Origin of the sequence: Lonsdalea iberica, from assembly GCF_002111585.1 — a bacterium.
GTDB lineage: Bacteria > Pseudomonadota > Gammaproteobacteria > Enterobacterales > Enterobacteriaceae > Lonsdalea > Lonsdalea iberica.
In genome coordinates, this window is record NZ_LUTP01000049.1 from 1 (window position 1) to 21,805 (window position 21,805).

At 60.0% G+C, this 21,805-nt stretch carries 24 protein-coding genes and 1 pseudogene; 9 read left to right on the forward strand and 16 right to left on the reverse strand.

Annotation, left to right across the window (positions count from 1 at the left end; all coding sequences use genetic code 11):
* From AU511_RS14555 to AU511_RS14580, 6 genes and pseudogenes are all read left to right on the forward strand, one after another.
* On the forward strand, positions 1–628 hold a 628-nt coding region (locus AU511_RS14555; RefSeq protein WP_139829394.1), incomplete at its 5' end, for a TonB-dependent siderophore receptor.
* 271 nt (positions 629–899) lie between these two features.
* On the forward strand, positions 900–2,087 hold the full coding sequence (locus AU511_RS14560; protein ID WP_100052996.1) for an isochorismate synthase: 1,188 nt from the start codon (positions 900–902) through the stop codon (positions 2,085–2,087).
* Positions 2,084–3,711 (forward strand): annotated as a pseudogene (locus tag AU511_RS14565) ((2,3-dihydroxybenzoyl)adenylate synthase). The gene AU511_RS14560 and the pseudogene AU511_RS14565 overlap by 4 nt, the downstream one beginning before the upstream one ends.
* Positions 3,711–4,589, forward strand: a complete 879-nt coding sequence (locus AU511_RS14570; RefSeq protein ID WP_094101477.1) for an isochorismatase — start codon at positions 3,711–3,713, stop codon at positions 4,587–4,589. Before AU511_RS14565 ends, AU511_RS14570 begins: the two are co-directional and overlap by 1 nt.
* Positions 4,586–5,344, forward strand: coding sequence for a 2,3-dihydro-2,3-dihydroxybenzoate dehydrogenase (dhbA, locus tag AU511_RS14575; protein WP_094110114.1), 759 nt, complete (start codon positions 4,586–4,588; stop codon positions 5,342–5,344). The genes AU511_RS14570 and dhbA overlap by 4 nt, the downstream gene beginning before the upstream one ends.
* Before the next feature lie 111 nt (positions 5,345–5,455).
* On the forward strand, positions 5,456–5,872 hold the full coding sequence (locus AU511_RS14580; RefSeq protein WP_094110115.1) for a hotdog fold thioesterase: 417 nt from the start codon (positions 5,456–5,458) through the stop codon (positions 5,870–5,872).
* 1 nt (position 5,873) lies between these two features.
* Here AU511_RS14580 and AU511_RS14585 read toward each other — a convergent pair whose 3' ends face one another.
* Positions 5,874–6,449: an RBBP9/YdeN family alpha/beta hydrolase gene (locus AU511_RS14585; protein WP_094110116.1), complete on the reverse strand. Its 576-nt coding sequence runs from the start codon at positions 6,447–6,449 to the stop codon at positions 5,874–5,876.
* 272 nt (positions 6,450–6,721) lie between these two features.
* Positions 6,722–7,210 carry a YbaK/prolyl-tRNA synthetase associated domain-containing protein gene (locus tag AU511_RS14590; RefSeq protein WP_094101481.1) on the reverse strand — a complete coding sequence of 163 codons (489 nt, stop codon included), beginning with the start codon at positions 7,208–7,210 and terminating at the stop codon, positions 6,722–6,724.
* 61 nt (positions 7,211–7,271) lie between these two features.
* On the opposite strand from AU511_RS14590, the gene AU511_RS17495 reads away from it, so the two are divergent.
* Entirely contained in the window at positions 7,272–7,448 is a 177-nt protein-coding gene (locus tag AU511_RS17495) for a hypothetical protein (protein ID WP_167372046.1), read from the forward strand.
* A gap of 70 nt (positions 7,449–7,518) precedes the next feature.
* The gene (gene ypdK, locus AU511_RS18020; protein WP_139823924.1) at positions 7,519–7,593 is read left to right on the forward strand and encodes a membrane protein YpdK; all 75 of its coding nucleotides are present in this window, start codon (positions 7,519–7,521) and stop codon (positions 7,591–7,593) included.
* 123 nt (positions 7,594–7,716) lie between these two features.
* On the opposite strand, the gene AU511_RS14595 is transcribed toward ypdK, so the two are convergent.
* The 12 genes from AU511_RS14595 to gspC are packed head-to-tail and all read right to left on the reverse strand — an operon-like array spanning position 7,717 to position 19,007.
* Positions 7,717–8,556, reverse strand: coding sequence for a prepilin peptidase (locus AU511_RS14595; RefSeq protein ID WP_094110117.1), 840 nt, complete (start codon positions 8,554–8,556; stop codon positions 7,717–7,719).
* Between the two features lie 33 nt (positions 8,557–8,589).
* Positions 8,590–9,084: a type II secretion system protein GspM gene (gene gspM / locus AU511_RS14600; protein WP_094101483.1), complete on the reverse strand. Its 495-nt coding sequence runs from the start codon at positions 9,082–9,084 to the stop codon at positions 8,590–8,592.
* Positions 9,081–10,283 (reverse strand): type II secretion system protein GspL, encoded by a 1,203-nt coding sequence (gene gspL, locus AU511_RS14605; RefSeq protein WP_094110118.1) that lies wholly within the window; start codon positions 10,281–10,283, stop codon positions 9,081–9,083. Before gspL ends, gspM begins: the two co-directional genes overlap by 4 nt.
* Positions 10,280–11,278 carry a type II secretion system minor pseudopilin GspK gene (gene gspK / locus AU511_RS14610; protein ID WP_094110119.1) on the reverse strand — a complete coding sequence of 333 codons (999 nt, stop codon included), beginning with the start codon at positions 11,276–11,278 and terminating at the stop codon, positions 10,280–10,282. The genes gspL and gspK overlap by 4 nt, the downstream gene beginning before the upstream one ends.
* Positions 11,275–11,985 carry a type II secretion system minor pseudopilin GspJ gene (gene gspJ, locus AU511_RS14615; RefSeq protein WP_094110120.1) on the reverse strand — a complete coding sequence of 237 codons (711 nt, stop codon included), beginning with the start codon at positions 11,983–11,985 and terminating at the stop codon, positions 11,275–11,277. Before gspJ ends, gspK begins: the two co-directional genes overlap by 4 nt.
* Positions 11,975–12,361 (reverse strand): type II secretion system minor pseudopilin GspI, encoded by a 387-nt coding sequence (gene gspI, locus AU511_RS14620; protein WP_094110121.1) that lies wholly within the window; start codon positions 12,359–12,361, stop codon positions 11,975–11,977. The genes gspJ and gspI overlap by 11 nt, the downstream gene beginning before the upstream one ends.
* Complete coding sequence (gspH, locus tag AU511_RS14625) at positions 12,358–12,873, reverse strand: type II secretion system minor pseudopilin GspH (protein WP_094101488.1); 516 nt, start codon at positions 12,871–12,873, stop codon at positions 12,358–12,360. Before gspH ends, gspI begins: the two co-directional genes overlap by 4 nt.
* Positions 12,873–13,316: a type II secretion system major pseudopilin GspG gene (gspG, locus tag AU511_RS14630; RefSeq protein WP_026739999.1), complete on the reverse strand. Its 444-nt coding sequence runs from the start codon at positions 13,314–13,316 to the stop codon at positions 12,873–12,875. The genes gspH and gspG overlap by 1 nt, the downstream gene beginning before the upstream one ends.
* A gap of 29 nt (positions 13,317–13,345) precedes the next feature.
* Complete coding sequence (gene gspF, locus AU511_RS14635; protein WP_094110122.1) at positions 13,346–14,572, reverse strand: type II secretion system inner membrane protein GspF; 1,227 nt, start codon at positions 14,570–14,572, stop codon at positions 13,346–13,348.
* A 1-nt stretch (position 14,573) separates the two neighbouring features.
* On the reverse strand, positions 14,574–16,070 hold the full coding sequence (gspE, locus tag AU511_RS14640) for a type II secretion system ATPase GspE (protein WP_100059681.1): 1,497 nt from the start codon (positions 16,068–16,070) through the stop codon (positions 14,574–14,576).
* On the reverse strand, positions 16,067–18,154 hold the full coding sequence (gene gspD, locus AU511_RS14645; protein WP_240503846.1) for a type II secretion system secretin GspD: 2,088 nt from the start codon (positions 18,152–18,154) through the stop codon (positions 16,067–16,069). Before gspD ends, gspE begins: the two co-directional genes overlap by 4 nt.
* 43 nt (positions 18,155–18,197) lie before the next feature.
* Positions 18,198–19,007 carry a type II secretion system protein GspC gene (gene gspC / locus AU511_RS14650; RefSeq protein ID WP_094110128.1) on the reverse strand — a complete coding sequence of 270 codons (810 nt, stop codon included), beginning with the start codon at positions 19,005–19,007 and terminating at the stop codon, positions 18,198–18,200.
* A gap of 283 nt (positions 19,008–19,290) precedes the next feature.
* Between gspC and gspB the strand changes: the two genes are divergently transcribed.
* Complete coding sequence (gene gspB, locus AU511_RS14655; RefSeq protein WP_094110123.1) at positions 19,291–19,782, forward strand: type II secretion system assembly factor GspB; 492 nt, start codon at positions 19,291–19,293, stop codon at positions 19,780–19,782.
* Here the strand turns inward: gspB and gspS are convergent.
* Together gspS and alaC are read right to left on the reverse strand one after the other, a co-directional pair.
* A complete protein-coding gene (gene gspS, locus AU511_RS14660) occupies positions 19,779–20,162 on the reverse strand; it encodes a type II secretion system pilot lipoprotein GspS (protein ID WP_094110124.1) in 384 nt (127 codons plus the stop codon). The genes gspB and gspS overlap by 4 nt on opposite strands.
* 106 nt (positions 20,163–20,268) lie before the next feature.
* The gene (gene alaC / locus AU511_RS14665) at positions 20,269–21,504 is read right to left on the reverse strand and encodes an alanine transaminase (protein ID WP_094110125.1); all 1,236 of its coding nucleotides are present in this window, start codon (positions 21,502–21,504) and stop codon (positions 20,269–20,271) included.
* Between the last annotated feature and the right edge of the window lie 301 nt (positions 21,505–21,805).

Genomic DNA, 21,805 nt, shown 5'->3' on the forward strand with positions numbered 1-21,805 from the left:
CAGCGACCCATTCAAGCCGACCACCGGCGAGCAGTCCGAAGTCGGGTTGAAATATCAAATACCCGGCGGCAATACGCTGCTGACGCTGTCGCTGTTCGACATCACCCAGAAGAACATCACTTCCTACAACAGCATCACCGGCTACAACGAGCAGATCGGCAAGGTGAAATCGAAGGGGGTGGAAGCGGAAGCGCATACCCAGCTGACTCCGGAAATCAGCCTGATGGGCGCGTACACCTTCACCGATGCGGAGACCCGCGAGAGCAATACCGCGTCGCAGGTAGGCAAGGCGCCCGCATCGATTCCGCGCCACACCGCGTCCGCCTGGGGAACCTATCAATTCCTGGATAGCGCGTTGAAAGGCCTGACGCTGGGCACCGGCGTACGTTACGTCGGCACCAGCTACGGCGATAACGCCGAAAGCTTCAAAGTGCCTCACTACACCTTGTTCGATGCGATGGCGCGTTACGAACTGGGCGAAGCCGCCGCCAGCCTGAAAGGCGCGGCCGTGCAGCTCAACGTCAACAATGTGGCTGACAAACACTACGTCTCATCATGCAGCAATACGTCCGCCTGCTTCTACGGCTCCGGACGCAGCATCGTCGCCACGGTGAGTTACAGCTGGTAAACGCGATGGCTATGCATCATCGCCGCTAGCACGCCGGCGGACGGCATTTCGCGTCCGCCCATTTTTATTTATTGCCTTGAGCATTCGCCGTGGAGGCATTATTCGCGTAGCCCGTGTTCACGGCTCTGCGCACTCCGTTATTTGTAACGGCAAAAAAGCGTCCCGACGGGAGGATTCCAATGAAGGGACCGGTGATTACCACAGCATAATTTCGACGAAATAAGCCTGGCGCGTTATTTCGTTTTTTTGAATCAACCATAAGGAACGGACTGTGTCTACGCTATCTGCCAAGTCTTCCGCGTCGGATATCAGCGACCTACGCCGAGACGACATGCTATTCCTGTCGCCAACCGCCAGCCTGCATGCCCGCGGCTGCTACGCTACGTTAAGCCACCCGGCCGATGACGGCGACGACCTGAACGGCGCATTCCAGCGCCAGATGCGTCAGCTGTTTGAACAGGCGCAGCGCGACGGTCTCGACAACCCCCTGTTGGTTGGCGCGATCCCTTTCGATAAACGCCAGCCGGTCAGCCTGCAAATTCCCACATCGTACCGCTGGATCAAGCGGGAGACGCTGGCCAATCGCCCGGTGGCGGACGCCTTTCCCCGTATTCTCCGTCAGCAACAAATACCGGAACAAGAGACATTCATGCGGATGGTCAGCGCCGGTATCGACGCCACAAAACACGGCGAACTGAACAAGATCGTACTTTCGCGTCTGCTGGATATCGAAACCGAGCAGCCGCTCGATACCCTCTCGCTGCTATTACAGTTGAATCAGCAAAATCCGTGGAGCTACAACTTCCACCTGCCGCTGGCGGACGGCTGTCTGGTGGGCGCCAGTCCCGAACTGCTGTTGCGCAAACAGGGCGCGACGATCGCCTCGCAGCCGCTGGCAGGCTCCAGCCGCCGCAGCAACGATGCCGGCGAAGATCACCGGCTACAGCAGGCGCTGCAACGCTCTGTCAAAGACCACTATGAACACCAGTTGGTGATTGAAGAGATGCAGCGCACGCTCCTGCCGCGCTGCCGCTCGTTGACGCTGCCGCCTGAGCCTACGCTCATCAGCACGCCGGTGCTGTGGCATCTGGCCACCCATCTTCAGGCCGAAGTCATCGACCCGCGAGAAAACGCACTGTCGATGGCCTGCCTGCTGCACCCCACGCCCGCGCTGTGCGGCACGCCGTTCCAGCCGGCCCTGGACCGCATCGGCGAGCTGGAGCCGTTCGATCGCCAACGTTTCGGCGGCATCGTCGGCTGGTGCGACGCACAGGGCAACGGCGAGTGGGCGGTGACCATTCGCTGCGGCGAAGTGCAGGACACTCGGGTGCGGCTGTTCGCAGGCGCGGGCATTGTGCCGGACTCCCAGCCGCTCTCCGAATGGCAGGAAACCGGCGTCAAACTCAGCACCATGCTGCGCGCGTTCGGGTTACAGCAAGACAGGGAGTGCGCCGCATGATCATCGAATTCAACCGCTGGCCGTCCGCGCTGGAACAACACTATCGGGCCTGCGGCTACTGGACCGATGCGCCGCTGGACGACATCCTCACCCGCCACAAAGACAGCGACGCCATCGCCGTCATCTGCGGCGAACGCCGGTTCAGCTATCGCCAACTGGATCGGTTAGCATCCCGGCTCTCGGCGGCTCTGCGCCAACGCGGCATGCGCTGCGGCAATACCGCACTGGTACAGCTGGGCAACATCGCCGAATTTTACATCGTCTACTTCGCGCTGCTGCGCGCCGGAATTGTTCCCGTTAATGCGCTTCCCAGCCACCAACGCAGCGAGTTGTACTCCTACGCCGACCAGATCGAGCCGAAGCTGTTGATTGCGGATCGGCGTCATCCCCTCTTCTCCGATGACCGTTTCGTCGGCCAGCTGCGTGATCGCTGCCCGTCGCTCACGCAGGTCGTCTTGCTGGGCGACGACGGCGATGACGATCTGTCCGCGCTAATGAATGATGACATCGACATGCCGGCGCCAACCCCCACACCGCCGGACCAGGTCGCCTTTTTCCAGCTTTCGGGCGGCAGCACCGGTACGCCAAAACTGATCCCCCGCACCCACAACGACTATTACTACAGCGTGCGCGCCAGCGTGGACATCTGCGGTTTCACCGCCGCGACCCGCTATCTGTGCGCGCTGCCGGCGGCGCATAACTACTCGCTCAGCTCACCGGGTGCGCTGGGGGCGTTCTATGCGGGCGGCAGCGTCATCCTCGCGCCCGATCCCAGCGCCAGCAGCTGCTTTCCGCTGATTCGCGCACATCAGGCCACCGTCGCCGCGCTGGTGCCGCCCGCGGTCATTCTGTGGCTTGAGACCGCCGCCGCGCCTGTCGAACGCGCCGCGCTCGACAGTCTACAATTGCTTCAAGTCGGCGGCGCGCGACTGAACGAATCGCTGGCGCGTCGTATCCCGGCAGAGTTGGGCTGCCAGTTGCAGCAAGTGTTCGGCATGGCGGAAGGGCTGGTGAACTACACGCGATTGGACGACGACGACGCGCACCGCTACGCCACTCAGGGATGCCCGATCAGCCCCGACGACGAAGTGTGGGTGGCCGACGCCAACGGCAATCCCCTGCCGCACGGTCAGGCAGGGAAGCTGATGACGCGCGGCCCCTATACGTTTCGCGGTTATTACCGCAGTCCCGCGCAAAATCGACAGGCGTTCGACGCGCAGGGCTTTTACTGCTCCGGTGACCGTGTTATTCGGCATGCGACGGCTATCTGCAGGTCGTCGGACGAGAGAATGACCTGATCAACCGCGGCGGAGAGAAAATCGCCGCCGAGGAGATCGAAAGTCTGCTGCTGCGTCATCCCAAGGTCATTAACGCCGCGCTGGTCTCCGTACCCGATGCGCTAATGGGCGAGAAAAGCTGCGCTTTTATCGTCACCCGTCAGGCACTCAAACCCGTCGAGCTTCGCCGCCATCTGCGCGAACTGGGCATCGCCGATTACAAGTTGCCCGACCGCGTGGCAACCCTGTCCGCCCTGCCGGAAACCCCGGTCGGAAAAGTCGATAAGAAACGTCTGCGCCAGATGGCGCAGGAACGCTTCGCCCCTTCTCAGCAGGAGAATAATTGATGAGTATCCCCAAACTGAACGCCTACCCGCTTCCCTCCGCAGAGCAACTGCCCGCCAACAAAGTGCGCTGGACGGTTGAGCCTCAGCGGGCGGCGCTGCTGATCCACGATATGCAGCAGTATTTCCTGAATTTCTGGGGCGAAGACAGCCCCTTGACGGCACGGGTGGTGCAGAACATCGCACGGCTTAAACAGATCTGCCGCCAGCAGGGCATCCCGGTGTTCTACACGGCACAGCCGCAGCAGCAGAGCGACAGCGACCGCGCGCTGCTCAACGACATGTGGGGACCGGGCATCACCCAGCATCCCGAACAGCAGAAAATCATCCCGGCGCTGACGCCGGAAACCGGGGATACCGTGTTGGTGAAATGGCGCTATAGCGCGTTTGTGCGTTCCGATCTGGAACAACAGATGAAGAAAGCGGGCCGCGACCAGCTGATCATCTGCGGCGTGTACGCCCACATCGGCTGCCTCACTACCGCCAACGACGCCTTTATGCGCGACATCCAGCCGTTCATGGCGGCCGATGCGCTGGCCGACTTTTCGCAGGAAGAGCACATGATGGCATTGCGCTACGCCGCCGGACGCTGTGGCCGCGTCGCCACCGTCAATCAGCTGCTGGCGGAGATCGCGCCCGCTCCCGGCTATAGCCGGGAACAGCTACGGGCCGAACTGCTGCCCTTGTTGGATGAAGGCAGCGAAGATCTGGAAGACGATGAAAACCTGCTGGATTACGGTTTGGATTCCGTGCGTATCATGTCGCTGGTTGCGCGCTGGCGTCAGGCCGGACACGATCTGGACTTTGTCGCGCTGGTGAAAAATCCCACGATTGCGCATTGGCTGCACCTGCTGACTGAACCGCAACGGGAGGAAGCATGAGTCTGGAGGCGGAATTCCGCGGCAAGCAAGTCTGGGTGACCGGCGCCGGGCGCGGCATCGGCTATGTCATCGCCTGCCGCTTCGCGCAGGCGGGCGCCGACGTCACCGGCTTTGACGTCGACTTCGACGAAGCCGACGTCCCGTTTTTACGCCGTCAGTTGGACATCAGCGATGCGGCCGCCGTCGCCGACAGCTGCGGCGAGCTGTTGGCGCGCACGCCACAGCTGGATGTGCTGGTGAACGGCGCGGGTATCCTGCGCATGGGCGCGACGGAAACCCTCAGCCAGCAAGACTGGTTGGACTCCATCGGCGTCAATGCGGGAGGCGCCTTCAACCTGTTCCAGGCCACGCTGCGGCAGTTCCAGCGCCAGCGCTCCGGAGCCATCGTGTCCATCGGCTCTAACGCCGCGCACGTGCCGCGCGTCGGTATGGCGGCATATTGCGCGTCCAAAGCCGCGCTGCGCAGCCTATGTCTGACGGTCGGGCTGGAGTTGGCGCCCTACGGCGTGCGCTGCAACCTGATTTCTCCCGGCTCCACCGATACGCCGATGCAGCGCAGCCTCTGGCACACGCCCGATGCCGAGCAGCGCACCATCGAGGGTTTTCCGGAACAGTACAAGCTCGGGATCCCGCTGCGTAAAATCGCCCGGCCTGAAGATATAGCCGACGCCGTGCTGTTTATGGCCTCGTCGAAAGCGGGCCATATCACGTTGCAGGACATCGTCATCGACGGCGGCGCGACGCTCGGCGCATAGGATCATGAGGGCTTGAGGGCTTGAGGGCTTGAGGGCTTGAGGGCTTGAGGGCTTGAGGCAGATCGTCGCCGCTCCGGCGGCGGTCGTCGTCAACAGGAGGGGATAAAACGCATGATCTGGAAGCGAAATGTGACGCTTGAGCAGCTTAATCAGATGACGGAAGCGAACCTGCTGTCTCATCTGGGGATAGCATTTACCCACCTGGGCGAACGCGTTCTGGAAGCCACGATGCCGGTGGACGATCGCACGCGCCAACCCTTCGGACTGCTACATGGGGGCGCTTCAGTCGCGCTGGCGGAGTCGCTGGGATCGATGGCCGGCTATCTGTGCAGTGAGCCGGGGGCGTGTGTGGTCGGCGTGGAAGTTAACGCGAGCCACCTGCGTCCGGTCAGTCAGGGGGAGGTGCGCGGCGTATGCCAGCCGCTGCATCTCGGGCAGAAAAATCAGGTTTGGCAAATTGAGGTGTTTACGCCGCAGGGTAAGCTGTGTTGCATCGTTCGGCTCACCACCACGGTGTTGGGGGCGTAGCTCAGGCTTCCCGCGGAATGAGACTCTCTGCAAAATCCGCCAGCCGTTGCAGGCCATATTCCCAGGTTCCGAAACCGGACTCCGCATTAATATGGCCGCCTTCGCCCACATCGACCAGCTCACAGCCCCAAGCTTGCGACCAGTGCTTGGCGCGCTCATAGGTCATGAGCGGATCGTTGTGAGTGGCGAAAGCCAGCGCGGGAACACTCAGCCGCTCGGCGCGAATACGCTCTTCTATCTCAAAACGCATTGGCTCCGCCGGCGCAACCAGCATGACGCCCGCAATCCCTTCCATCGCCTCCTGCACCGCATAGCACGAGGCCAGCGCGCCAAAACTATGGCCGATCAGTAACGCCGGTTGCTCGCACTCCGCCAGCTCGCGGCGGATCGCCAACGCCCAGCGGTCGAGATCGGCCGGAAACCACTCTTTTTGGCTGACGCGGCGCCAAAACGGGTAACGCTGATGCCAGTAGCTTTGCCAGTGCTCTTCACCACTGTCGCGCAATCCCGGCACCAGCACCATCTTTATGCGTTGGTCGATTTCCGCCAACCGCAGGTCCAACTCTGTCGTCTGCATCAGACTTTTTCTCCCTGTTCATTGACTGCCTGGATGGAGCGACATCGGCGCAGGACTGGCCCTGCGCCCCCATGTTGACACGCTGTCGTCGTCCGGCATGCGTGGAGGCTCCATTTTTTTACAAGTTGATAACAATATAGCTTAAGTTAACAGCCTATCACGGTGATTTGCATTTGTATCGGGGTTATCTGCATCAAACTTTGCGCTCCGTCACAGGGCATCTGGCGTTACGGAAAAGGCTTAAGTACGGGATTTTCACCCGTCTCAACGGGCTACGACCGGATAAATGCCAGCTCGCGCGGCTCAGCAATGCGCCGATAATCCTGTGTGTTCAATATCAACGAACGCTCCAGAGATCCGGCATTAAACGCCAGCTCATCGAAACGGGAAAACAGGAGTGGATCCGCCACTAACAGCAGATCGGGATGGAAGCTGAACGGCGGAATCGCGCCGAATACACAGCGCGTCAGTGTCTCCACTTCGGCCGGGCTGGCGAGCGAAGCGCGGGTGCCGCCCAACCCCTGAGCCAGCCGCTGCAAATCCGCCTGACAATCGGCAGGCAGCACCGCCAGAACATGCTGGCGTAACCCGTTACCCTTGACGTGGCATACCAGCGCTTTGGCACCCTGGCCTAACGCCGTACCGCGCTCGGCGGCGACCTCTTCCGAGCGTCCAGCGCTGGCATGTTCGATAACCCGATAACGCGCCTGTCCCTGATCGAGCCGTGCGCATAATTGCGAGAAAATAGAAGGTGTTTGCATCGGTTTTCCTGTCTCCGTTATCTCATCAACCCGCACACAGAATAAACGCGCAGATGGCGAAGTGGCAAAGATCCGTGCGATCGCACTCGATTTCCGCATTCTGCCGGGTATACCTCTTGAATTCCTCCCCATACCCAGCGTAGATTGGGCGCCGGTAAAATACGGCTCCAGCCATGCCGTCATCTCCGACCAGAAAGCGCCTCAGCCTGACTCATCGGGCAATCGTTTCTCTGCATAATGGACAACTAATGCGCATCATAGCGATACAATCATCATCGCGACACGGTGGTTGCAGGAGAGAATAATCAGTGAAGTACTTCTTTATTGCGGTTTCATTTATTTTGGTTCTATGGATTGGAACTTTTATGCTGATGGTGAACTGATTCGGCCCCACGACCGAGCACACTATCCCCTCTGGGTAAAATCATCACTTTCAGTGCCAATGACAGGCTGACGGACCCCTTCAGCCTGCTAATAACCTGCCCCATTCTGGGGCCGAAGTTCCGCTATCCCACAGCGTTTAAAATCAGACCAATCGCGCCAGCCAGCGACAGCCAAGGGCCAAAGGCCAGTGAGGCGTGTAAACTGCCGCCGCGGATCAATCGCCATAACAGCGTGAGCATCAGTCCCGCCAGCGAAGCGATCAACACCAGATTCGGCAAGACAGCCCATCCCAGCCACGCCCCGAGCGCCGCCAGCAGTTTGAAGTCGCCGTAACCGAGCGCCTCCTTGCCGGAAAACCAGCGAAATGCCCAGTAGATCAGCCACAAAGAGACATATCCCGCCACCGCGCCTACCACCGCCTGCGAGAGCGGCACGAATGTACCGTCAACATTAAATAACAGTCCGGCCCATAACAGCGGCAGCGTCAATACATCCGGCAACAGACGGGTTTGGATATCCACCATCGCCAATGTCAGCAGAACGCTGAATAGCACCAGACCGCCCAGCAGCGCTTCTCCCGGCGGCCACAGTAACCCCGACAGTAGAAACAGGAGTCCGCCCATCAGCTCCGTCAGCGGATAACGCCGGGAAATCGGCTGCCCGCAGCAGTGCGAGCGGCCGCGCAGCCATAGCCAGCTCAGCAGCGGGATGTTGTCTCGGAGGCGCAACGGCTGGCGACAGCGAGGGCAAGATGACGGCGGCCAGCAGAGATCATAACGCTCCCCGGGCTCCGGTTCGTCCATCTCCAGCGTTCGATAGGCCTCTTGCCGCCAGCGTCGCGCCAGCATCTCCGGCAGGCGATGGATCACAACATTCAAAAAACTGCCGACAATGAGCCCCAGCAGCACCAGTGCCGCCAGCCACACCAGCGGAAACGAACCGGCAAACGCAGCTAACTCCATGAGCATCGTTCCTTTTTCAGGGGGAAAAAAGCGTTAAGGCAACCGCTCCATCGACAGCTTGTTAACGGCAACAATGCCCGAGTGGTCTGTCTGCGCGGCCACCTCAAGCTCTTGTGTCACCACGCCGTTTTTCTGTTCCAGCTCCGCCAGCCAGCGCATCAGGGTGGCGAAATCGCAGGGGGACAGCGTCAGCATGATGCGATCATCCTGCGGCTGAAGGCGCTGGATGGTAATGCCGCTGTGGGCGGCGCTTTGGGGGATCAATTCCGTCAGATTGATCTCGCGCCCCTCGACGTCGCGAGGCTGCGCGCCGGGTGGCGGAAGTCTGGACTCCTGCTGGCGCATCCAGATCACCGCCTGTCGCTCGCGCTCGGCGGCCTGACGCCAGCGTATCCCTTGCTGGTGCCAGGGCTGCCATAGCAGACTGTAAATCAACCACACCAGCAACAGTCCGGCGGCTATCGTCAGTAAGAGGCGCTCCCGTGGCTGCATCCCCAGCCAGCGCTGCTGCAATAACATCATGTTCATAGCTTGCTCCTTAGCACCAATTGACCTTCCGTGTGATCCCGCTCTTGCTTCATTTCTCCCGGCGGGATGTCGTAGTAGGCGGACGCCTGCTGACGAAACTGCTCCATTTGTACAAACGAGGCCGCGCGTAGCTGTAGCCGCAGCTCGCCCCGTCGGCGATCGTACCCCAGCGTGATCAACTGCAGCCCGTCGTGGGGGGCCACCAGCTGTTGCAAACGCCCAACGTGCGCGGCCAGCGACGCCGCCGGATTGCCGCTTCCTGCGGCCCGGAGGTGCTGCTGCATCTGAGTGCGCGGATTAACGACCACCTTGTCGTCGGGAAACATCGCCTGGTAGACCCGGATGCTTTCTTCCCGCCAAAAGGCGGCCTGCCGATAAAGCTGATAGTGATCCCACAGGCTGCTGCCTGTCAGCGCCAGCAGGTAAAGACCGGCAGCGGCGATCACGCCGCGCCAAGGGGCGACGGCCTCGCGCCACGGCTCGCCTTCGGCGAAGTCGCCCTGACGAAGATCCGCGCCCGGCATAGCAGGGGCGTTCGCGGCCATCGTCATCAGCGACGTTTCCGGCAGCGCACGCCAGTTTTCCACGCCCGCCGGGAGGGGACTGTAGCTATCAATCACAGGCAGAGCGTTGTGACTGTCCAGCAACGTTCGATACCACGTCTCTTCCGCCGCCATGCCCGCGCCAAACGCCGTTCTGAATAGCCATGTCTGCCGATGAAGCACCGCGCTCCAGCCCTCTTCCGCCGGCGTCACCGCCAACACGTCCGGCAGAATGGCATCGATATGAACACCGATGGACTGGCACTGCGCCACCCAGCGCGTCATCAGCGTTTTTTGCATCACCGCCACGGTGAAGCGCTCTCCCTGCCGGGCGACGACGGCAAAATGTAACTGCTCGATATCCGACGCCAACTGCTCTTCCAGCATAAACGGAATGGCTTGCCGCCAGTGACGCTGAGTACGGCGCGGCAGCGTTACCGTGTGAAACGCCATCGCCGTAGCGGGCGCCCAAACACGGGCGGAGCTCACCGGATAGCGCACCAATTCGGCGTGCAATTCGTCCAACGTCCCGACGCCCTGCGTCAGAACATGAAAAGGCGAAGAGGTTCCGATTAGCCATTCAACCTGCGGGTCGTCTTCTGCGCCCAGGCGCAAGGTCAGGTGCTGAATCTCGCCGGCCGGCATTCTATTACTCATCGGTTCATCGTCCTGTATCCCCCGTACTGCCGTTGTATGACATCAATGCGCCGCTTATGGCGATGAAACAAACTAAGCTGATAAAACGCGCCCTCTTCTCCCTGAATGCGGACGTCACCGAAAAACCAGTCGCTTTTAACCGCCAGAGCCTGCCGAAGATTGTTTTTTCCGGACTCCGGCAGCTGCGGCAACCCCATAAAGGCATCAACGTTTTGCCAGCCTTTCGCAGGGCGCAACGCTATTACGCGTTCCGCCTCCTCCGGGCTGAATTTTCCCATCAGCATCGCAGACAGCAGCGGCGCCTGTTTTGGCGTCAATGAATTGATATTAATGGTGAATTTATCGAATGGCAGTACGCACACATAGGGCAGCAACCGTCGATAAAGGTCCGCATCCACCCCGTTAATCGCCCGCAGTTCGGATACATCCGCCATCGGCTGATTCGCCGGCAAATAGCGCGGGTAAGCGTCTTCTTCGGCGCCGCCGGTCCGCGGCTCGCTGTCTTCGTCCAGCCAATCTCTCACGGCGGCGGTAACCGCATCCGCCCGCTCGCCCTTCTCGCCTAGCACCACCATCAATTGCTTGAAAACCTGCGCGGCATAAGGCGTTTTATCAGACGCCTTCGCCGTCGAAAGGGTTTCTGACGTTCTGACGTTTTTAGGCCGCGGTTGCAGGGCATTCAAATTTAAGCAGGTCGACGCGTCATGAATCTGCCCCACCATTTCCCGACCGTCGTCCAGCCTCTGCCTGTCGACACGCGACCACGGCTGTCCAATGAAGGTGATTTTCGGCGAATCTTGCCCGTCACGCTGTAAAACGCTGCCCATCAGCGCCTCTGCGCCCAGCGCGTACCAATGGGCCTGCGTTCGGGTCAACAGGCTATCGGTGCGCTGATAAGCCGTGCCGGTATGCTCTGCGACCGACGTCGCCACAATGACCATCAGCGCCAACATCAGCAGCACGACCAACAACGCCATTCCCCGTTGTCGTTTCATTGGCTGTCCTCCGATGCGCCGTCGCCCGACGACGACGTCGTATCGGCATCCGTATCGCCCGACTGATCGCTGCCGACCTCTTCCAGCTCGTGGTCATTCTCTTTCGCCTCTGGGTCCTCCTGCTTCGGCAGGAGGAACAGGCGAGTGATCTCGCCGTAATCGCGCAGGTTGACCGTCACCGAAACCCCTTGCGGCAGCCGCTCGGGATCGTCCCAGCGATCCTGCCAGCCGCCCTCGAAGAAGAAGCGTATCGTGAAACCGTCGACCTGAGTCAGCAGCGGGCGGATCGCCATTTCCTGTCTCAGCAAGGGCTGCGGGGAGTCGAAAAATAGGCGTTCCAGCGTGCCATGACGCAGGCGATAGCCCACCCGCTGTAGCTCGGAACGAGGCAGAATGCCCAGCGGATTCAACCAGCCGTTGCGTATAAAGCTGGCGGCGCCATCTTCGCTTTCAATGCCATTGCGCTGAGCGAATAATCCCGGCTCGGCGGTTTCGCTGCGACGCGGCGTTATTTGGGTGAAATCGCGTTCCATCAGCGTAAAGGCGCGCTGTAACTCTTCGAGTCGCGCGCCTTTACGCGTTGACAGTTCGTCCTGACGCATCACCCCGTTCAGGATTGATGAAACGCTGAGGCTCAGCGCGGCGAACACCACCAGCGCCAGCATCATCTCCAGCAAGGTGAACCCGCGCGCGGCGTTAATTCTCATCACCGTCATCCTCCGCCGGCTGCGGTAAATCGCTGCGTAATACCGCCGCCGGCGTGGCGTCGTGACTTCCGTGGCGCACTTCGACATCCACCGCGCGTACGCTGTCGTCACCGGTATCAATGCCCCGATACCGCCAGTACCACGTCGATCCCGCGACTATCACGCTGCCGTCGGTCCAGGAGGTCGACGGCCACTGTTTTTCCAGCCGTAGCGCGGTCAGCTGATTTTCGGCGATCCATACGGCAAACGTTTTCTCTTCCAACCGCCCCAGCGTACTGGCCTGCTGCGCGGTGGTCTTCAATATAGCCAGTCCCGCCAGTGCGAACACCACCAACGCCACCAGCACTTCCAGCAGCGTCATGCCCCGTTGCTTCATTGCCCGCGCCCCTCCGCCAAGGCGGTGTGGATCGCGCCGTTTCCGTCAACTTCCAGCCAGGCGCCGTCCCCTTCGCCTGGCTGAAACTCAAGGCGGAAAGGCGTGATCTCGCCGCCCGGCAGGATCAGAACGGTCGGCGATGCCTGTGTTGAGGTCACGCCCTGATCCACCTCGCCCTCCTTCCAGTGCGCGGTGAAGGCCAGCCGGATATCGGCGGGCAGCGTGATGAGCGGGGAACTTGGCTGCCACTGGTACGCCTCCGGCGCAGACGCGTCAGCAGGCTCCAGCACCGCGAGCTGCCAGCCGCGCGGCGCGAGATAGAATCCTGATACGCGATCGTTCTGTTGACTGTCGGCCACCGCGCGCTCCAGCTGCGCCCGAAAGCGCGCCATCTGCCACTGCGCATCCCGCGGCTTTTGCTGTGGAAACGTCATCATCACCAGCGTGGCCGAGACGCCGGCCAGCAACACCACCAGCATCATTTCCAGCAGGGTGAATCCGCGCTGACGCATCACGGATTCGCGCTGTGCGCCCCATTGCCGATATTCCAGTTGCCGATGTCGTCTTCGCTGTCCGGCATGCCGTCAGGCCCGTAGGAGAATACGTCAATGCGGCCGTGGTTACCGGGGCTTAGCAGCTGATAGTCAGCGCCCCACGGGTCTTGCGGTAGACGACGAATATAGCCATCCTGCGCATAGTTGCGGGGTTCAGGCTGCGTGCTCGGTTTTTTCACCAGCGCAGACAGGCCTTGCTCCGTCGTGGGATAGCGGCTGTTGTCCAGCTTGTACATGTCCAGCGCGCTCTCCAGCGCCACGATATCGCTGACGGCTTTCTGTCGATCGGCCTTTTCTTTGTTACCCATCAGATTCGGCACCACCAGGCTGGCCAGTACGCCGAGAATAACGATCACCACCATAATTTCTAACAGGGTGAATCCCCGCTGACGTTGTTCCATTTTATTGTTTCCTTTGACGTTATTCGAAATTACATACTCATAAGCGTGTTCAATTGCAGAATCGGCTGGAGAATGGCCAGCACGATGAAGAGCACGACGCCCGCCATCGTGACGACCAGCAGCGGTTCAAAAAGTCCCAGCGCCAACGTGACCTGCGCGTTGAATTCGCGATCCTGATTGTCTGCCGCGCGCGCCAGCATGGCGTCGAGATCGCCGCTGCGTTCGCCGCTGGCGATCATGTGTCGCATCATCGGGGGAAACAGCGAGGTCTGCTGCAAAGCCCGATGCAGACTAACGCCTTCGCGTACCGCCTCCGTCGCGTGCATGAGCCGTTGACGGGCATCGTCATTGCTGAGCACCTCGCCACTGATGCGCATTGCCTGCAACAGCGGCACGGCGCTGGCGTTGAGGATGCTGAGCGTGCGGGCATAGCGCGCGGTGTTAAGCCCGCGCAACACCCGCCCGATGACCGGCAGCCGCAGGAGAAAACGGTGGAAAGGCAGCCGATATTTTTCCTGTCGCAGCAGCCAGCGTCCTGCCATCATCCCCAGCGCCAACAGCAGCAGCACCCACGGGCCGCCGACACGTACCGCATCGCTGATCCCCATGAGCAGCCGCGTGGAAAAAGGGAGCGCCTGCTTCATATGAACAAATTGGTCCACGACCTTCGGCACCACGGCGGTGAGTAAGATGCACACCACCGCGATGGCGACCAGCGTCAGAACGCAGGGATAAATCATCGCTTGTTGAATGCGGCTGCGCATCTGCTGACGCTGCTCGGTGTAGTCCGCCAACCGATTGAGAACGATATCAAGATGGCCGGAGGCTTCGCCCGCCGCCACCATCGCACAGTACAACCGCTCAAAACTGCCGGGAAAGCTGCTGAGCGCCTCCGCCAGCGAATGTCCTTCGACGACTTTGGCCCGCACGGCCGCCATCAGCGTGCGGAGCGCCGCCTTCTCGCTCTGCTCCGCCACTGCCGCCAGCGCTTCTTCCAACGGCAACGCCGCGGCGACCAACGTCGCCAGCTGTCGGGTCAGCAGCGCCAGATCGCTGGCCCCGATGCGTTGAGACCGCCGCAGCGTGAAGAATCTTTCGTCCTCCGACGGCCCCGCATCGCGTTGCGCTTCCAGCGCCAACGCCACCAGACCTTTCTCGCGCAGCAGCTGTCTGGCCTGCCGCGCCGAGTCGGCCTCCTGAACGCCGCGGCTGCGTTTTCCCTGCGCGTTTAGCGCCTGATAGTGAAACAGCGCCATCTCATTCCGCCCTTGTCACGCGCACCACCTCATCCCAGGTGGTATGACCGGCGATGACCTGCTGCAGGCCGCTCTGGCGCAAAGATCCCCAGCGTTCGCCCAGCCGTTGTGCAATTTGCTGTTCCCCTTCCCGCTGGTGAATCGCCGTTCGAACGTCGTCGTCGATGGGCAGCAGCTCATGTATCGAGGTTCGCCCGCGATAGCCCGTCTCGTTACAAAGAGGACAGCCCCCGGCGCGATACAGCCGAGTGCCGGGCGCAATACCCATCAGCTGCGCCTGTTCAGCGCTGACCGTGTAGGGCTGGCGACAGTCCTGACACAGAGTTCGCACCAGCCGCTGCGCCAACACGCCGAGCAGGGACGTCGATAACAAAAACGGCTCCACACCCATATCCGTCAGGCGGGAGAGTGCGCCCAACGCGCTGTTGGTATGCAGCGTCGACAGCACCAGATGCCCGGTCAGCGAAGCCTGCACGGCGATCTGCGCCGTTTCACCGTCGCGGATTTCCCCCACCAGCACGACGTCCGGATCCTGACGAAGGATGGCGCGCAGCCCACGTGCGAACGTCATGCCGACCTTGGTGTTCACCTGTGTCTGGGCGATCCCGTCCAACTCATATTCGATAGGATCCTCCACCGTCATGATGTTACGTTCGGTGGCGTTGAGGCGGCTGAGCGCCGCATACAGCGTGGTACTTTTCCCCGATCCGGTCGGCCCGGTCACCAGAATGATGCCGTGCGGACGGTGGATTAGCTCGTCCATCTCACGCTGGTGCGCGGCGCTCATGCCCAGCGCGGCCAGATCCAACCGCACGCTGTCTTTATCCAGCAGGCGCAGCACCACGCGTTCACCGTAGTTGGAGGGCAGCGTCGACACGCGCACATCGATGGCTCGGCCGCCGATGCGCAGCGCCATGCGTCCATCCTGAGGCACGCGTTTTTCAGCGATATCCAGCTTCGCCATGACTTTGATGCGGGACACCAACAGCGGCGCCAACTGACGCGGCGGGCGCAAGATTTCACGCAGCACACCGTCGATGCGAAAGCGGATCAGCAGGTTTCGTTCGTAGGTCTCGATATGGATGTCGGAGGCTTTGTGCTTGATCGCCTCTGTCAGCATGGCATTGATCAGGCGGATGATCGGCGCGTCGTCCTCCGCATCCAGCAGATCGTCGCTGTCCGGCAATTCTTCGGCCAGCGTGTAGAAGTCGATATCGTTGCCGATGTCTTCCATCAGCTGCTGCGCGGCGGCGGAGTCACGCTGGTAGTGCTGCACCAGCGCCCGCTCGAACTCCGCTTCGCTGAGGCAGCTCACGCTTAATGAACTGCCCGCCACGCGTCGGGCTTCGAGAAAAGCATCGGGCTGCGTTTCACCTACGCAGAAAACCTGCGCCGGCGTCCGCTGCTCTTCCTGCAACAGCAGTATTTTATGGGTGCGGGCGTAGGCGAACGGCAGGACGGGATGAAGTCCTGAAGCCGCCACGTCCCGCACGCTCATCGCCCCTCCCGGGTATAAAACGACGAGATGGCTGCCTGTACCTGACGGAAGACCATCGTGTCTCCGCCGGCAGGCAAACGCAGCGTGTCGTTATCCAGCACTGCGCCACTGGCGCGCGTGGCGCCACGCTGTTGCTGCTGCTCCTCGTTGAAGGCGCGATATTTGTTGACCGTCGCCGTCTGATACTGCATACCGTCGCGAATAATGGTCGGACGGAGAAACAGCATCAGATTACGTTTGGTCACCTGACGGCTTTTGGAACGAAACAGGTTGCCGATCACCGGAATATCCCCGAGGAAAGGCACCTTGCTGTCGGTTTCCAACGTAGTCTTGTCGAGGAGTCCGCCGACCACCACAGTTTCACCGCTTCCTACCAGCACTGCGTTGTTGACCGTGCGGGTGTTAAACGTCGCGCCCAGACTGCTGGTACTGCTCGACGAGGAGTCCGCCACGCTGGAGACCTCCTGCGCAATCTGCAGCAGCACGGAGTCGCCTTCGTTGATCTGCGGCTTGACCTTCAGCTTGATGCCGACGGTTTTACGTTCCACGGTAGTAAAGATGTTGTCCGCCGAGGTCGTCTGAGAGCCTGATAGCACCGGCACTTCCTGCCCGACGTTGAAGGTAGCTTCCATGTTGTCGAGCGTGACGATGCTGGGCGTCGCCAGCACGTCGTTTTTGGAGTTGCTGGACAGCGCCGTGAGCAGCATCGACCAGTTGCCCTGATAAAATCCGGCGGCAATCCCGCTGAAACTGCTGAGCACGCTGGAGTAGCTACTCGTCAGCGTGCCGTCGGCGCGATACTGATCGGAGCCAACCATAGCCGTCGAAATCGGCATACCGGTGCTGGTGAACTGCGTCATGCCCGCCCGCTTGTTGGCCCACTGGATGCCGAGATTCAAACCGTCCGCATCCTGCACTTCGGCGATGATAGCCTCCACCAGCACCTGGGGACGACGGATATCCAGCTGGTCGATGACCTGTTCCAGGTCGCTCATGATGTCGGGCGGCGCGGTGATAATCAGCGCATTAGTCTGGTCGTGCGCGCGGACCGTGACCTCTTTCCCCTGAATCATGATGGTTTTGCCGCCCGAGCTGCCGCTGGAGCTGAACGCCGAGCCAAAGCCGAGACTACTGCTATTAGACGAAGCGCTGTCTTCGCTATTCGATGAAGATGATGAGGAGGAAGAACTGCTGCCGCTGTTTTGGGTGCTGTGCGACGTACCAGGAGTGCTGGAGCTATTACGGCTGCCGCTGGTGCCGCTTCCCGCCAGCACTTCCAGCAACTCAACCGCCTTGGCGTATTTGAGATAGATGACCTTGGTGCCGCCCTGCACCACCTGCTTACGGTCGAGTTGACGAATCATCTGCACCGCGCGCTGACGCGACTTCTCTTCCCCGCTGACAATGACGGAGTTGGTCCGACTGTCCGCCACCACATTGGCCAACATGCTGCTCGGCAGCGCATTTTTTTCGTCGGTTTTATTGAGATTGTTCACCAGCTTGACCATATCGTCCGCCGACGCGAAGCTCAGCGGGACCGTGACCATTTCCCGTCCGCCTATTTTCTCCACCCGCGCAACGATCTCCATCATATGCTTGACCACTGCCGCGCGGCCGGTCATCAACAGCGTGTTGGACGGTTCATAATGGACGACGCTTCCCGCCCCGGCGCTGTCGTTCAGCTGGCGCAGCAGCGGCGCCAGGTCACGCGCGGCGACGTTATTGAGCGCGACCACGCGCGTCACGATTTCATCGCCGTGGCCCGGCTGCTCATCGCTGGCCAGCGGGATGGCGGAGGTTTTCGCATCTTTGGCTCTCACGACCTTCAGGACGCCATTGTCCTGCGGAACGACGGAAAACCCATAGACGTCCAGCACGCTGAGGAAGAACTGGTAATACTGCTGTTCGTTCATCATGTCGTAGCTGCGCACGGTAATAGTGCCGCGCACGCTGGGGTCGATAATGACGGTTTTATTCAGGTTTTTACTGACGGTATTAATGAACTCTTGAATGTCAGTTCCTTTGAAGCTGGCGGAAAACTCTGCGCCCCAGCACCAGCAAGATGCCAACAGCAGCGAGCCGATTGCCGCTCGCTCCCATCGTTTGATCACTCCTTTGCTCCGCACGTTACTCTTCGCCCCCGATTTCCATGTAGATATCTTGTTGTTGCCCTTCACGTTCGACGGTCAGGGTAAATGTGTGAATTTCCGGTATCCGCTCCATGGCGGTTTTTGCCTGCGCCATATCACGCAAGTCCAGTCCGTTTAACGCGATAATCACATCGCGATCCTGCAGTCCCACTCGGTAAAAAACATCAGGGTGCCGCCCCGGCGAGATGCGGTATCCGCTCAATTTGTTGCCGTCAATCAGCGGCGCAAGCTCAAGGTAATCGCTAATCGGGGAGGAAGGCCGCGGCTGGAGCTGCTGTAGGGCAGCCGTATCGGTCTGGGACTCTTCGCCGCCCGGTTGTTCGTACAACCGCAAGACCTCATGACGGCCCTGATAAAGCAGAACCACGCTGTCGGGGTGGATCGCGACCAGTTTTGCGTCGTCGTCAGGCAAAGACTCGTTGGGGCTACAGCTGAACTGTTGGTTATCTTTGCTGAAGATCGCGATTGAATGCGCGGCATCCTCGCTCAGTAATACGCCCGTCAGCGACAGATGCAGGGAAGAAAGCGGCAGCGCATCGGGATGTTCAACTTCCAGATCGGGAGCGGCCTCTTTTTTGGGCGCGACGCCAAACAGAGAGTAGTCGTTGGGTAGTTCAAGAGAGGAAGGTGGCTGAGGCGTCGCCGATCGGGCGACAACCGGGAGCGGCACCGGATCACGGTGTTGAAACAACGATGCCATCTGCAGAACGGTCAACAACAGAAACAGCGCCAGCAGGCCCCGTCGGAGCGTCCGTGGCGTCAACGATGGCCATTTTATTTTGTTCATGAGAAACATTATCCCTATGCCTTGGCAACGATGCCCGCCCCATCAATCAGAGCTATTTAGGCCCTGCCGTCGCCCCTCAGGCAATCCATTCCCCTAAGAAAAAAACGGGTATATGATGCCACGAACAGCCGAATTAAGGAACGCCCGCCGAGCGCGCTCCCGCGCTAGACCGGTTTTTTATTCTCGATATGCGAGCCTTCGCGCAAGTCCGTCAATTCGGGAACCCCGGCGCTCCCAAAGTGAATAAAAAAGGAAGCTAACGCATGATATTTAAGGAAAAAATTTGGACAGCGCGCCGGAAGTAACCCCATCGTCCCCGATTTATCGTGGCTATGTCATTCCCGGTTACCTGCGTGTCCTCTACGCCCTGCTGCTGTTCGCGTTGGGATGGTTGGGACATCAGCGCTGGCAAGAATTCCGCCAGGCGTCAACGCTTCCGCCCCACACCGTCACGGCGGCGCCCAGCCACGCGACAACCTTGCCCGCCGCCAGCGCCGCGCCCATGCCGGCCGCCCCTTCGTCGGACAACGGCGAATTGCCTGCCTTCACCTACAGCGCACATGTGTTTACGTCGGAACCGGAGCGGCGCAGCATCACGCTGAACAACCAACGCTTTCGTGAAGGCGATAGTCCGTTTAACGGCGTAGTGATCGAACAAATTCAGCAGGATGTCACCGTGTTCAGCGTCAACGGTGAGCCTTTTATTTTGGATGCGCTGGAAGACTGGCCGGGCGGAAATCCAGAATTTTCTGAGAAGAAATCGCCGTTACTTTAACCACGAATCGCGCTAAGGAACGGAGAAACCGACAGATTAAACGCCGAGCACTGCTGATCTTTCGGCGTTCCATCCTTCAGGAGTCCTTCATAGAGCGTATCGCTCAGCGGCGGCAACATTTGAAACCCGCTGACATCCCATCCCTTCTTTTCACCCTGACGCAGCGCGCCGCGCATGAGCGTATTGTCATCCGGCAAATCGCTGCGGTTACACTGCGTGCGCAGATATTTTCCGGCGGCGACCAACGACGCGAGCTGATTAATTTGCTCATCCTGAGTGGCGCTGGCGTTTGCAGAACGTGACGGAGAAGACGACTGGCAGCCGGCGATAATCAGGCAGCAGAAGGTGAAACCGATGATGTGAAGCGAAGTGAAACGCATGAATTGATTCGTCCTTTTGATAAAACATCCGTGGGAAAAGCCGAACTATCGTCGTCTGACAATAAGGCGAACGACGAGAGTCGGCCTCTCCGTTGAGGCTATAATGCTAGGCGCTATGGCCGTGTTTTTTCTGCGACGCAGGCAGAATACCGTCCGCGCGGAACATAGACTTGATGCCCCTGACCGCCTGACGAATCCGGTCCTGGTTCTCAATAAGCGCGAAACGAACGTGGGTGTCGCCGTAGTCGCCGAAACCAATCCCCGGCGATACGCATACTTTGGCTTCGGCCAGCAGTCGTTTGGCGAACTCAAGCGACCCCAAGTGCGCGTACGTTTCCGGTATTTTCGCCCACACGTACATCGACGCTTTCGGCTCGTCGACCATCCATCCCGCTTCATGGAGCCCTCGGACCAGCACGTTGCGGCGCTGACGGTACTGCTCCGCAATATCACGCACGCATTGTTGGTCGCCTTCCAGCGCCGCAATCGCAGCCACCTGCAGCGGCGTGAACGTGCCGTAATCGTGATAGCTTTTGATCCTGGCCAGCGCATTCACCAGCTCGGGGTTACCCACCATGAAACCAATCCGCCATCCGGCCATGTTATAGCTTTTAGACAGAGTAAAGAACTCTACCGCGATATCCTTGGCCCCCGGCACCTGCATGATGGAAGGCGCCTGCCAGCCGTCATAGACGATGTCGGCATAGGCCAGATCGTGCACGACCAGTACGTCATATTGTTTCGCCAGCGCCACGACCCGCTCGAAGAAGTCCAGCTCGACGCACTGTGCCGTCGGATTGGAAGGAAACCCCAGAATCATCATCTTGGGTTTGGGAATACTTTCGCGAATAGCGCGTTCCAGCTCGTTGAAGAAGTCAACGCCCTCCACCAGCGGCACCGAGCGGACCTGCGCGCCGGCGATCACCGCACCGTAAATATGAATGGGGTAGCTGGGATTGGGCACCAAAACCGTGTCACCATGATCGAGGGTTGCCAGCATCAGGTGCGCCAACCCCTCTTTGGAGCCGATGGTGACGATAGCCTCACTATCCGGGTCAATATCTACCTGATAGCGATCGGCATACCAACGCGATATCGCTCTGCGTAGACGCGGGATGCCGCGAGAGGTCGAATAGCCGTGCGTATCTTCGCGCTGGGCAACTGTACAGAGTTTTTCAACAATGTGCGGCGGCGTGGGGCCATCCGGATTTCCCATACTGAAATCGATGATGTCTTCGCCACGGCGACGCGCCGCCATTTTCAATTCAGCGGTTATGTTGAAGACATAAGGGGGAAGACGATCAATGCGCGAAAAACGGCGTGGAGAATTGCTATCAGCCATAAATACCTCGTAGTCACGTAAGCGCCCGGACCGTCCGAGCGACGTATTAACTCGCGAGCGAGTCAGTCTTCACGCTATCCCAGTTTCCGGGCGCTGTCGATAAGCTCAACGTAAAAACTTCACTCACCTTCCCCCCTCAAACGAAACGGCAAATGACGGCGCCCCCCCACCCCATCGGGACAAACGAGTCGACTTCCCCTGTTATTTTCAGAAATATTTATTATTTGAACATCCGTAGAAAAGGAGTCAAAAAAGGGAGCGAGTCGACGTAAACTGCCGACGTCTTTATTACCGAACTAAC